Genomic DNA, 13,164 nt, shown 5'->3' with positions numbered 1-13,164 from the left:
TATTAAACCCACAAAGAAAATGATAAGGTGTTATTATCATCAGTTCCATCATCAAAGTCAAGGTTGATAATGTTAGATGTAAAGACGGCATCAAAAAATGGATCAAAAATACTACCAACTAGATCGATCACATTTTCAGCACCCCAACGCAGTCCATCTGCAGTAAATTCATGGCCAACACTACCTAAACCATTGAAACCAAAACCAGCTATAGTTGCCTCACTTCCAATCAGGTTCTCAGGGTTGAAACCAAATAATTTTAAAGGAGTAATTGATGTTGGAGCAGCTTCGGCAAGTTCAAGTATGGCAAGATCTGTACCATCTAAAAATGCATTGAAATTTTCATCTCCATCCAAGAATAAAATTTCACTGACTGAAATATCTGTCAAGAAAGAGTTGTTTTCATCGTAAAATCCAACACTCACATCTTCAGGAAAAGCCTCTCCAAATATAGGATCAAAACAATGTTGGGCAGTAAGTACATAATTATCTGCAATTAGTGAACCACTACAACCACTTACAAATTCACCTGTTTCAGAATTTCTGATTGAAGAAGGAGACAGGAGACAGGAGACAGGAGACAGGAGGAAAATTACATGGGGATTCTAACCCCAAGTAATTTTGAACACCGTGTAGACGGTGGGGTATTAAACCCACAAAGAAAATGATAAAATGTCAGTTACAGCCGTCAAAGGAGCACCTAGTTCTATAGCAGTACTAGCTCCTGCTGTATCATTTATTACTATGCCTTTTACGGGTGATTGAAAACTTTGACTTGCTATTAGACCAAGTACACAACGCAGAGCTATTTGGCTAATCTGAATATTTTTGCAAGATTTGAGTATGGAAGGGTTAAATATTTTTTGTTGTTTGAAATTGTTAGAAAAGTATATGCTCATTCCCTGGTCCCTTTAATTTCTTTGAGTTTTATTTCAACGGGAATGACACGCAGATATGTCTGACCCTAGTAATTTATTCTGATAAAGAAAGATAGCAATTTTCTTACACTATGACAATACTACTTAAGTAAGATAAATTATATTAGTGTAAATTCTGTAAATATACTAAGGACAGGAGCTTCAGCAAATATAGAGGAGAAAAATATTAAAAATTCTTCATCAAAACTTCATCAAAACTTCATCAAAACTTCATCAAAACTTTATAAATTTAACTTGCAGAGTGTAGTTTTTGAGGTTAGGTTTGATTCTGATTGAACTAGGTTTTAGCTGTTATATCAAATCCGCTTAATTCGGTATAAAAAAATGTTCCATCTTCAGTTATTGCTAAATCTTTTTATATCTCCCTATCTCCCCATCTCCCCATATCCCCATCTCCCCACACTCTTATTATCTAATTACACCAATACTACCGGATTTGATATGACCTAAAAATTGGTATTGACGCTATTTATTCTGACCCCTGACCCCTGACTCCTGACTTCATTCCCTGTTCCCTAATTGATAAAAATTATCCCCACTCCAACTAATCTTAAGAGTAGGGATTAATATTAGTTCCAATATTTGGAAATATAGCACTTGTATCTAAAAGTTAAGTAGATTAACTAACCTTGAAAGCTGAGATATTTTCAGAGGAAGTAACAAACTAATAGCTAATTGCCATCATATTATATCATGTCCGTTTCATAGCGCTTCAAAAACTGTCGTCTTCTCCTCTTGCCGGACACCATATTACTTTCTTTTACGCTTGAGCAAAGAAAATGTTGCAAAAACAGTACCAAATAATCCTATTGTTGTAGTGGGTTCTGGTGTGGATGCCAGTTTCACATTATCAACTAAAAGTCCAGACAAACCTCCAATCTCTTCTGCATCTGCAACTCCAAATCCTAGAGTATAAGTTCCAGTTTCAGGAATCACATAAGAATAACTTTGATACCCAGTTTCGCTGAAGAAGGCAGTATCAGAATCAACGAAGTCAGAGAAAGTATCAGCTAATAAGTCTATGAAAGGATTATTGAATACATCACTGGCAAGGGAGACAAAAGAAAAATCGTTTAAGAAATCATCAGGTGTCCATTCATCTGTCAAATCATCTGTCAAAAAGTTGAAATCAAAAGTTAGGACATCTCCTGCTTTTGCTTGGAAAGTTTGCTTGATAGCAGAACCTGCAACGATCAAACTACCTGATACGGCATCCAAATCTCCTGGATCTAACTCTAATAGTTCTTCTATTTCATTAGTACTAGCAATCCCTAGAAATTCATCATTAACTATTAATGCTTGAGAATCTCCCTGTGACGTTGATACAGGAAAAGTGCTATTTGTGACACCAGCAGAACCTCTTCTACTCCAACCAGTCAAACCTTTTTCAAAACTACTATTCTGAATATCATCTGTAGGTTCGAGAACAACAGGGACAAAATCACCAACAAACTCAGCACCAAATGATTCTATAAATTCACGGTGTTCTGTAACTCCTGTCCACCAGGATACATCTCCAAATGTACTGAAGTCAGAGGAACCACCAGTAACCACTCCGGCAATTAAGTATTCATCATTTTCTGGATTTCTGACTAGCAGTGGGCCACCACTATCGCCAACAGCAGTAGTTCCTTCATTGTCTAAAGGATCTGTACTACCAATACTGTTATTTTCTTCAGTTCCATCATCATAATCAGTGTTAATAATGTTTGATTCAAAGATAGCATCAAAAACTGGATCGAAAACACTACCAACAAGATCGATAGAGTTTTCAGCACCCCACCGCATACTATCTTCATTAAAATTACTCCCTTCATCGCCTAAACCAATATAACCAAAACCAACCATAATTGCTGGATCGTTTGGATCGGTTGTAATCAGGTGTTGGGGATCGGAGCCAAATAATTTTAAAGGCTTGATGTCTTCTGGAGCAGCCACTTCAAGTTCAAGTACAGCAATATCTGTACCATCTAAGTCTCTGAAGGTGTCATCTAGAAAAGAGATGTCACTGACTGCAATATTTGTTAAGGTGTCGTTCTTTTCATCGCTAAATCGAACGCTCACATCTTCAGGAAAAATCTCTCCAAATTCAAAAGGATTGAAACAATGTTGGGCTGTGAGTATATACTTTTCTGCAATCAGCGAACCAGTACACTCACTAACAAAACCATCTTCTTCATCGAAAAATAAAATGTCAGTGATAGCAGTAAAAGGAGAACCTATCTCTATAGCAGTATCAGACCCCGCAGTATCATTTATTACTATACTTCGTACTGATGTTTGAATGCTCTGGCTGGCCACTAAACCAAGTATGCAACTAAGCCCTATTTTGCTAGTTTTTTTTATTTTAAAAGATTTGAGTATGGAATGATTGAATTTTGCTTTTAGTTTGTTATTTTTTGATAAATGAAGACCCATTGCCTAATTCCTCTAGATGATGAATGACATCGAGCTCAGACTAAGTTTGTCTAACCCAATTGACTTTTTCTTAATAGTATAGCAATTCTAACAAAGTAGGGTAATGGATTTTATATTATTCTTAAAATGTATAAAAACCTGAAGATTTGTTTTTAATAAAATAGAGAATATACAGAGGAACAAAAATCAAATTTCTTCATCAAAGTTTCATTATAGCTTCATCAAAACTTCATATAAGTTTATAGTGCTTTTCACTTGAGTGAAGCAAATGATTTCTCCTCTATGCCTTCTGGAATCTACCTCTAAGGTCTCTTTGCTTTATCTAAATTAAAACTGCTGTAACTTGCATAGGTAGTTAAGTAGCACTCTCTGTGTATCTACGGAGGAGCAGTCTATTTTCTAGGCGTTGGTAAATCAAGAGATAAAACTTTAACAGTAGTCTGTTTCTGATACCTCTAAATATTTTACCAAAGTAAGTGATGGGTATCACCCCTAGTGCCGCTACGCGGAAGTCAAAAGTCAAAAGTCATGCATCGAGTGTGTAATTCTGAGGGGACCTCAGAATGTAAGACACACTCAAGACAGTTAAAAGTATTGATTGGTAAGGCTTTTAGGATTTTGTAACTGGTTAGTTATTTCTGCCATCCTGCACTAGTAGAAAATCATCTTACCAATTACCAACGCCATTTTCTATGATGCTGAAACGTGCCTGTTAATATTGATGATTAATCAAGCAGAAAAAAACCATACTTTGGCGTTGGTAAAGCACCTGTATGATATTCATCTTAAATTCTTTAGGAGTCAACCCACCCCTGCTCCTCCCAGGAGGGGACGTCAGTCGGACTTCCTCAGGAGAGAAGAAAGAATCAGAAACCCCGAGTAGAAGGAGAAAGTTTTTTGGTGGCGTAAAGATCACTGAGTTCTATCACCCTCTTGTGCGGACATCATATCATACCTCTTTTCACCAACGCCCATACTTTTTGCTGACAAAAAATTTTTGAATTAGTAGTCAGTAATCAGTAGTCAATAGTTAGTAGTCAATAGTCAGTAGAAATGAGAATTAGGGTCGATGGGAATTCTCACCCCACTAACCCCATTGATCTTCTCTGTCAGGTAATGTATTCAACCAATAAGGGAAAAGATAATAATCTTTTTTTCTGTTTTTACCGAAAAATTGGGTTTAAAGCCTCGCCCTAGAAGGGCGACTTTTTAGTTTATTTTTGCCACAGGTTATGTGATCATATTGTTAGTTCAAAAGTCATTTTATGAAAGCAAGATTTAAGTACCGTATATATCCAACATTGGGACAAAAACACCGATTAGCAAAACTATTTGGTTGTGTCCGTGTTGTCTGGAATGATAGTCTAGCTTGCTGTCAGGAAAAGTACAAATCTGGAGAGAAGAAACCTATTAACTCACAGCTACAAAAACAGTTTATTACTCAAGCTAAAAAAACTGAAGATAGAGAGTGGTTATCAGAGGTTTCTGCTATACCACTACAGCAATCTTTGAACGATTTAAATCAGGCTTATCAAAACTTTTTTAAATCAACTCAAGGTAAGAGAAAAGGTAGACCTGTAGTTTTGTGGTAGAAATTTTACCAGAAGTACTACCTAAAACTGATAATTCAGTTGGAATAGATTTAGGAATTAAAACTTTTGCAACTTTGAGTAATGGTCAAAAAATTGATGCACCAAAACCACTAAAGAAACGAATTAAGAAGTACCGAAAACTAAGTAAATCATTATCTAAAAAAACTAGGGGTTCTAAACGATATGAAAAAGCTAGGCTAAAAATAGCTAAATTTTCCTACGGAATGCTACGCAAACATGCCAAACTGAAAGATACAAGAAGAGATTTTCTACATAAATTATCTACTGAAATAATTTGTGAAAACCAAACAATTGTTTTAGAGGATTTGAATATTTCAGGAATGGTTAAGAATCGGAAATTATCTAGAGCTATTTCTGATTTAGGTTGGAGGCAATTTAGGACATTTTTAGAAGGAAAAGTAGAAAAATACGGTCGTGATTTTAGAGTGATTAGCCGTTGGGAACCCACATCCCAAACTTGCTGTTGTTGTGGATTTAAAGGTGGAAAATTAGATTTATCAATTCGTGAGTGGGAATGTCTAAATTGTGGAGCTAAACATGATAGAGACGAAAATGCAGCCATAAATATATTAGTCGCGGGTGGGCAATCCGAGACATTAAACGGACATGGAGGCAAGCATAAGACTACTGCCAAAGTAGCAGCAGCCTGTGAGATGTCAACCTGCCGAGGAGCTACGGCTCGGTAGGAATCCCTGTGCCTTTAGGCCGGGGAGGATGTCAAATCTAGTTAGTAAAAAAGATGTAACATATTATACTATCTTCTCCATTAATTATCGGTTGTAAAGTTGAGTAATTTGTAGTAAGCGATCGCTCAATTCTTGACTCAAAAGCTCTGAAGTGGTATAGCGCCAGCGCCAGTTACCAGGAGTAACACTAGGGTCATTCATGCGAGCGCCGTTATCTAAGGAAAGAACATCTTGGAGAGGGAATATTGCCATATCAGCAACGGAAGCAGAAGCTAAACGCATGAGCGACCAACTGATTTCATGGATGTCGCTATCACTAGCATAACCCAAATATTTAGCAACGTGCTGTCTTACTTCCTGAGGAGCTTGTAACCACCAACCGACAGTAGTATCGTTATCGTGAGTACCCGTATAGACTATGCAGTTGTTAATATAACTATGAGGTAAGTAGGGATGATCTGCCTCACCACCAAAAGCAAACAATAATATTCGCATTCCCGGGAATTCAAAGCGATCGCGCATTGCTTCTACTTCTGGAGTAATAATTCCTAAGTCTTCTGCCAAGATCGGTAGAGTTCCTAGAGCTTCCTGTAATTTGGAAAATAATTTGTACCCTGGTGCTTTTACCCATTCGCCATTAATAGCATTATCTTCCCCTGCGGGTACTCGCCAGAAAGCTTCAAAACCACGGAAATGATCGACGCGCACAACATCCACATATTGTAGAGTTGCCCTAAATCTTTCGATCCACCAAGTAAAGTTAGTATTGATTAAGTTTTCCCAGTTATAGACAGGATTTCCCCATAACTGCCCCGTTGCACTAAAATAGTCTGGTGGTACTCCTGCTTTCCATGCGGGTTCTAAAGTTTCTGGGTTAAGGTCAAAGTTTTCTGGGTGACTCCAAACCTCTGCGCTATGATGACAGACATAAATCGAAACGTCACCAATAATTTTGATATTTTTCCCGTGGCAGTATCTGCGGACTTTTGTCCATTGTTCAAAAAACTGAAATTGCAAGAACTTATGATATTCAATACTATCGTGTAATAGACTTGTTGCTATTTTTACTGCACCTGGTTCTCGACGAGCTAAACCTGGTTCCCATTGATTCCATGTTTTATCTGGATTGGCCTCATGCAAAGCCATAAATAGAGCATAGTCATCCAGCCAATATGATTGTTGTTGGGAAAAAATTTCGTATTCTGGAGGGATAGCTTGTTTGAAGCGATCGTAAGCTTGCTGGAAATATTTAGTTTTGTGGGGAATAACTTCTGCAAAGTTGACTCTAGCGTATGCTGGGTCACTTTCTGATGGTAGAGGTGTGAGTTCATCAGGATTTAATAGTCCTTTCTCTGCCAATATATCCAGACTAATTAACAGAGGATTTCCCGCAAAGGCGCTGAAATTCATGGTATAGGGCGAATGTTCATAACCTGTTGGGCCTAGAGGTAATACTTGCCAGATTTTTTGTCCACTTCTGGCCAGAAAATCAATAAACTCATAAGCTGATTTGCCTAAATCCCCGATGCCGAATCTACTGGGTAAACTTGTAGGGTGTAGTATGATGCCACTTGCACGTTCAAAAGTCATAGTATTTATAAGTCAAAAGTCAAAAGTTAAAAGTCAAAAGTTAAAAGTCAAAAGTCAAAAGTTAGATAAATTAATAGTTTCTACACTATAATTTCTTTGACTTTCTGCTTTGTAAGATATTACCAGATACGAAATTTTAAATTACCATCTATTGGGCTAAATTTATAGATTTTATAATTCGTTTAGAATTCTAATAAGGGTTATTAATTATTTTAACTATTCAAGATATGACTTCTAATTTTCACAGAGGTACATTATACTCCCAGATTTTTTGTTGCCTAAAATTTTCAACTTTGTACTTCATTCAATTAAGAAATAGAATATTTATATTTAGAGTATTTTCAATTAACCTTTTAAAAAAAATCAATTATTTTTATCGAAAATTAACCTGTTTTTAACCAGGTTTTAACTACTTAATTTATCTAACTTTTGACTTTTAATCTTTAATTAGTAAAAGTGCTAGTATATCAAAGAAAAATTATTAGGAATATGGTCTATGAGTTTGAAGTTGTATTTTATCCGACATGGAGAGACTACATACAGTAAAACTGGCGGTTACTGTGGTATTTTAGACCCATAATTGACTCCAGAATGGTTAGAAATGGCAGAACAATTTGCTAAAACTCATAGCTCATTAAATTGGACTGCCGCCTATGTTAGCCCGAAGAAAAGAACAATTGCTACTGCAAAACCTTTGTGTAATACAGTAGGATTAGAAATGCAAATACGGGATGGTTTGAAAGAAATTGCTTACGGAAAATGGGAAGGAGAAACTCCAGAAACAGTTAATCGCGACTACCATGATGAATATGTTCGTTGGTTAACAGATCCTGGTTGGAATGGACCTACTGGTGGAGAAAAAGGTATAGATATTGCTCGTCGCTCTTCTCAAGTAATTCAAGAAATTCAAGACAACCATGAAACAGGTAATGTATTAGTTGTGTCTCATAAAGCAACCATTAGAATTATGCTTTGTGATTTATTAGGAATTGATATTGGCAGGTATCGCGATCGCATTGCGATGTTGGTTGGTGGAGTAAGTATTTTAGAAATGGGTGATCATGGTCCATTGCTACATTGTTTATCAGACCGTTGTTATCTTGACGAAAAATTACGGTCTTTACAGGGTACTTAAGATAATTTGGTAATAGACATATCCAGAAAAGAGGGAGTAGGGAGTAGGGAGTAGGGAACTCACCCCTAACCCCTCCCAGGAGGGGAAATAATTGATGATTTATGTACGATAATTGATTTTATTTTTGATGATTGGATATTTATAATTAGGAGATAACTAGGTTTTTTGAATAGTTGAATACCTTTTCACTAGATCTATACATCAAACAAAATTTTCCTATAATTGAGTATCCTTGAGAATCGAATTTTAAGTTGATTTTTTACTCTCTTTCTTTTGTGTTTCTTGGTGTAGCAGTCGAAGCAAAAATTAGGACATACTAAAAGCTAAAAACTCAGAAAACGCTAAATTTTTCCTTCTCTGGTAGATAATATGAAATACGTTAATGTTTCCTACCACAAATTGATGGGGAGATGGTCAGATGGGGAGGTTGGCAGATTCGTATATTTGCACAATTTTTTGTATTTCATATAACTAAATTCCCTCTTACTTCTGCTATAAAAAAGTAGGTATTTATTTAAATATAGAGAATAGGTGAAAATCAACTTTTTTAATTCTAACTAATTCTAAGTTTTCCAGGAAAAATATAGATCAACTAATTGACTTTTGCCAGTTAATATTGTTACTTATATATTATTACTAAAAAGTATAATAAAAAAAAAATATCATGCCCGGATAATTAGTGATAAAAAACTTTATCCCTTTGAACCTTTTTTTTCCTTTTGCCTTCTGCCTTCTGACTTCCTTCTTTCAAAGAATAACTATTCAACCGAACATGATATAATTATTAACTATGAAAATTTTAGTTTTAAACGCAGGCTCCAGTTCTCAAAAAAGTTGCTTGTATGAAATTACTGGGGAAAAGTTACCAGAAAATCCACCAAAACCAATTTGGGAAGCAGCAATTGACTGGACTGCTAATGATGATTATGGTCTGATGGAAATTGCAGCAAATGGAATAGAAAAGAAGATAAAACTTAACCCAGAAAAACGCCTAGAAAGCATTGCTAAAATGTTAGAAACTCTTAGGCAAGGAGAAACTAAAGTTATAGATAAACTATCCGATATAGATGTAGTTGGTCATCGAGTAGTTCATGGCGGTTCAGATTATTCAGAAGCAACATTTATTACAGATAAAGTCAAGGCAACAATCAAAAATCTTATTCCTTTAGCACCTACTCATAATCCCAATCATTTAGAAGGAATTGAAGCCATTGAAAAAACATTAGGAAATGTGGCTCAAATAGCAGTATTCGATACAGCATTTCATAGTAAAATGCCAAAAAAAGCTGCTGTTTATCCCATCCCTTATGAATGGTTTGAAAAAGGAATTCGGCGCTATGGATTTCATGGAACAAGTCATAAATATTGTGTTCAAAAAACAGCAAAAATATTAGGAAAACCACTAGAATCTTTGCGGATAATTACTTGTCATTTAGGTAATGGAGCTTCTTTAGCAGCAGTTCGTAATGGAATTAGTATTAATACTACCATGGGATTTACTCCATTAGAAGGATTAATGATGGGAACTCGTAGTGGCTCAATTGACCCGGCAATCCTCATTTACTTAATGCGAGAACATGGTCTAGATACGGAAAAACTCAATACAATTCTCAACAAAGAATCAGGGTTAAAAGGAATATCTGGAAAATCTGGAGATATGCGTTATATAACCACAGCGATGCAAGAAGGAGATGAACGTGCCCAATTAGCATTCGATATTTATATTCATCAACTTCATTGTTGTATTGGAAAAATGCTCGCTTCTCTTGGTGGTATGGACGTTTTAGTATTTACTGCTGGAATAGGAGAACGTTCAGTAATTGTCAGAGAAAAAACTTGTGAAAATTTTGAATTTTTAGGATTAAAAATAGATAAGGAAAAAAATATTAAACCAGGGATAGATACCGATATTTCTACTTCAGATTCAACAGTACGAATATTGGTAGTACACACAGAAGAAGATTGGGCGATCGCTTGTGAATGTTGGCAGAAAATGAATCAAGCTTAGGTAATATTTGGACTAAAAATTTGATAAATAGTTATACCAATTTTATAGCAGAAGGAAGAGGGAAGAAGGAAGAAGGAAAAATCTTCCGTTGTCTGAGTTTTAAGCTTTTGATATGTCCTAACCTTTCCTTCGACTTTTATATGTGAGGTTACTGGCGTGACACACCTTAAATGGTGTATTAGAAAAAAATGGTCAAACCTTGCCATAAACAGAATTATAGGAAAAAATCTAATCCACAGTTTTAGCTGTGTCATGCCACTATACAGAATTAGGTGGCGCGGTGGTAGGTCTTATACCAAGCGTGAAAAAAGAATGCTACAAAAAGGTAGATATTGATCGGATATGCTTAAAAATAGCTGCTCCAGTTCATTTGAGATAGTTATCTCTATCTTTTTTCCCTTTTTTTCAATATTTACCCCAACTTCGGTCTTCCCTCTTCCTTCTTTCGTAGGGACGTTGCATGCAACGTCCCTACCATTTGTAACAAACATTTATCACGCTTGGTATTAGGTGTTAGACATAATACCAATTTTATGTGAAGTGGCACAGAATTATGAAATTTATTAACTTGTCTATCTCAATCTACAGTCAACTCTGATTAATATATTATTCTATATAGCGATGTCACTAAATTAAAGTACATTAGTACATTGACATACTCTCCGGCGGTCAGGCACGGAGATTCTCCTGAAACTAGGATTCTTGGGTAAAATTACAGTTATGGACAATGAAGACCTCAATCAACTCAATATTCAGCCAATGGCAGAAAGTCCTTTAGATCATTTAGGAGAAGAACCCCCAAAACCAGATCCGGAGGAAATGTTGCCATTGCTAACTTCTTCAGAACCCTCCCAAAGGATGATTGCAGCGCGAGCTTTCTGTGAACTCCAAGAAAAACGGGCTATTATTCCATTAATTAAATTATTAGAAGATGATTGTCCATTAATACGAGTTAGTGCTGCTTATGCTTTGGGCCGTAATCCTAGCCCAGATGCAGTAGAACCTCTAATTACACAATTGAATAAGGACTTTAACGGCTATGTCCGTAAAGGAGTGGTTTGGGCCTTGGGAAATTGTCGCGATCGCCGTGCTTTGGAGCCTTTAGTTGATGTCCTCAGAACAGATATTTCTGCGGTGCGTCTATGGGCAGCAAGTTCCCTTGGTCAGATGGCCAAAGTAAGTTATGAAGTGGTAGTAGGGGCAATACCACCATTAATTGAAGGTTTGCGACGAGACTCAATGCCAGCAGTTAGAAGTAATTGTGCATGGGCCATTGGTCAATTATGTCGAGAATTACCTTCTAATGTGGTCTATGCAGGTGGCATTGATGCCTTAATTGAAGCATTAGAAGAGGAGCAAGATATGGGAGTGCGGGAAGATGCTAAATCATCTTTGTTACGAGTAGGAGACCCCAGGGGTCTGCAAGTTATTGAAGATTTAGCAATGGAAGGATTATAATATCGTTTCTCAAAAACTTTTCAACGATTATCTTGAGTAAGGGAGTGGGGGAGTGGGGGAGAATTAAACATCAGAATAATTAACATTAACGCAGGTTCAAATTAGCAAAAAAGTTATTGGGACTTTTTCAATTACTAATAACTGAAGTGTTACTTATTCAATAGTACGAAGGAGTATCCTTAATGTCAAAGCATAAAGTTTCTTATCAATTTCTCACTCCCCAAAGTTTTCTAGAACGCAGTGTGGGAGCATTTGCTGACAAAGATGCCATAGTTTACCGCTCCTCTAGATGGACTTATGCGCAGTTTGCCACCAGAGTTAATCAATTGGCAAGCGCCTTAAAAAACAGAGGGTTAGAAAAAGGCGATCGCATAGCTTTCCTTTGCCCGAATATTCCACCAATGTTAGAAGCACATTTTGGCGTTCCTCTAGCAGGAGGAGTTTTAGTCGCTATCAATATTCGATTAGCTGCTAAAGATATTTGCTATATCCTGAATAATTGTGGAGCGCGTCTGGTATTTGTCGATACAGAATTATCTCACCTGGTAGCATCGGTGCGGGATGAGTTGGAAAGTGTAGAAGAAATAATTAATATAGTAGACAGTCAAATAGAAGCAAAAGGAGAAAAATTACCAGGAACAGATTATGAAACTTTTTTAACTACAGGTACATCAGACCCTCTACCTTCCTCACTTTCAGACGAAAACGAAGCAATTTCCATCAGCTACACCAGTGGCACCAGTGGTCAACCCAAAGGAGTGGTATATACTCACCGTGGAGCTTACCTCAATGCTTTGGGTATGGCATTAGAATTAGGCATGAATAACCGCAGTGTCTATTTGTGGACTTTACCCATGTTTCACTGTAATGGTTGGTGTTTTCCTTGGGGAGTAATTGCTGTCGGTGGTACTCATGTTTGTCTCCGAAAATTTTACCCCAGTACAGTAATTTCATTAATCATGGATGAGGGAGTGACTAACTTCTGTGCTTCTCCCACAATATTAATAATGCTTACCAAGGAACATCAAGTAATCAATAAATTACAACTTTCCCATACCGTTACAGTTGTTACTGGAGGTGCACCACCTTCTCCAACTCTGATTCAGAAAATGGAAGAGTTGGGAATTGAATTGATTCATGGTTACGGTTTAACTGAAACTTATGGCCCTCATTCTATCTGCGAATGGCAAGCACCATGGAATGAGTTATCACTTGCCGAACGCGCTCGTTTGAAAGCTAGACAGGGAGTTGCTTGTATTTATTCTGCTCAAATGCGGGTAGTAGACAAAGATATGCAGGATGTACCTGCTGATGGGGA

General features: G+C 36.7%; 11 protein-coding genes. 7 read left to right on the top strand and 4 right to left on the bottom strand.

Annotated features, from left to right (window positions below; all coding sequences use genetic code 11):
- Positions 1 to 2: 2 nt before the first annotated feature.
- The 3 genes from D5R40_RS02770 to D5R40_RS02760 all read right to left on the bottom strand — a co-directional run bounded on the left by D5R40_RS02770 (position 3) and on the right by D5R40_RS02760 (position 3,239).
- Positions 3 to 548 carry a trypsin-like serine protease gene (locus D5R40_RS02770; protein WP_282433600.1) on the bottom strand — a complete coding sequence of 182 codons (546 nt, stop codon included), beginning with the start codon at positions 546 to 548 and terminating at the stop codon, positions 3 to 5.
- A 99-nt stretch (positions 549 to 647) separates the two neighbouring features.
- A complete protein-coding gene (locus tag D5R40_RS02765) occupies positions 648 to 899 on the bottom strand; it encodes a hypothetical protein (protein ID WP_124154199.1) in 252 nt (83 codons plus the stop codon).
- Positions 900 to 1,688: 789 nt separating this feature from the next.
- Positions 1,689 to 3,239, bottom strand: coding sequence for a trypsin-like serine protease (locus D5R40_RS02760; protein ID WP_161564910.1), 1,551 nt, complete (start codon positions 3,237 to 3,239; stop codon positions 1,689 to 1,691).
- An 838-nt stretch (positions 3,240 to 4,077) separates the two neighbouring features.
- Here D5R40_RS02760 and D5R40_RS37295 point away from each other — a divergent pair.
- The 3 genes from D5R40_RS37295 to D5R40_RS02755 all read left to right on the top strand — a co-directional run bounded on the left by D5R40_RS37295 (position 4,078) and on the right by D5R40_RS02755 (position 5,655).
- Complete coding sequence (locus D5R40_RS37295; protein ID WP_205127590.1) at positions 4,078 to 4,239, top strand: hypothetical protein; 162 nt, start codon at positions 4,078 to 4,080, stop codon at positions 4,237 to 4,239.
- 382 nt (positions 4,240 to 4,621) lie between these two features.
- Positions 4,622 to 4,948, top strand: coding sequence for a helix-turn-helix domain-containing protein (locus tag D5R40_RS41825; protein WP_339379657.1), 327 nt, complete (start codon positions 4,622 to 4,624; stop codon positions 4,946 to 4,948).
- Entirely contained in the window at positions 4,942 to 5,655 is a 714-nt protein-coding gene (locus D5R40_RS02755) for an RNA-guided endonuclease InsQ/TnpB family protein (protein ID WP_339379656.1), read from the top strand. The genes D5R40_RS41825 and D5R40_RS02755 overlap by 7 nt, the downstream gene beginning before the upstream one ends.
- An 84-nt stretch (positions 5,656 to 5,739) precedes the next feature.
- On the opposite strand, the gene malQ is transcribed toward D5R40_RS02755, so the two are convergent.
- A complete protein-coding gene (gene malQ / locus D5R40_RS02750) occupies positions 5,740 to 7,245 on the bottom strand; it encodes a 4-alpha-glucanotransferase (RefSeq protein ID WP_124143111.1) in 1,506 nt (501 codons plus the stop codon).
- A 580-nt stretch (positions 7,246 to 7,825) separates the two neighbouring features.
- Here malQ and D5R40_RS02745 point away from each other — a divergent pair.
- The 4 genes from D5R40_RS02745 to D5R40_RS02730 all read left to right on the top strand — a co-directional run.
- The gene (locus D5R40_RS02745; RefSeq protein WP_240038762.1) at positions 7,826 to 8,380 is read left to right on the top strand and encodes a histidine phosphatase family protein; all 555 of its coding nucleotides are present in this window, start codon (positions 7,826 to 7,828) and stop codon (positions 8,378 to 8,380) included.
- Between the two features lie 790 nt (positions 8,381 to 9,170).
- Positions 9,171 to 10,388 (top strand): acetate kinase, encoded by a 1,218-nt coding sequence (locus D5R40_RS02740; RefSeq protein ID WP_124154197.1) that lies wholly within the window; start codon positions 9,171 to 9,173, stop codon positions 10,386 to 10,388.
- Positions 10,389 to 11,108: 720 nt separating this feature from the next.
- On the top strand, positions 11,109 to 11,846 hold the full coding sequence (locus D5R40_RS02735; RefSeq protein ID WP_124143113.1) for a HEAT repeat domain-containing protein: 738 nt from the start codon (positions 11,109 to 11,111) through the stop codon (positions 11,844 to 11,846).
- Positions 11,847 to 12,028: 182 nt separating this feature from the next.
- Positions 12,029 to 13,164: AMP-binding protein (locus tag D5R40_RS02730; protein WP_124154196.1), on the top strand; the 1,136-nt coding region annotated here is incomplete at its 3' end.

Origin of the sequence: Okeania hirsuta (genome assembly GCF_003838195.1) — a bacterium.
GTDB lineage: Bacteria > Cyanobacteriota > Cyanobacteriia > Cyanobacteriales > Microcoleaceae > Okeania > Okeania hirsuta.
The sequence above is the reverse complement of the archived record's forward strand: the minus strand, read 5'-3'. Positions and strand labels throughout refer to the sequence as shown.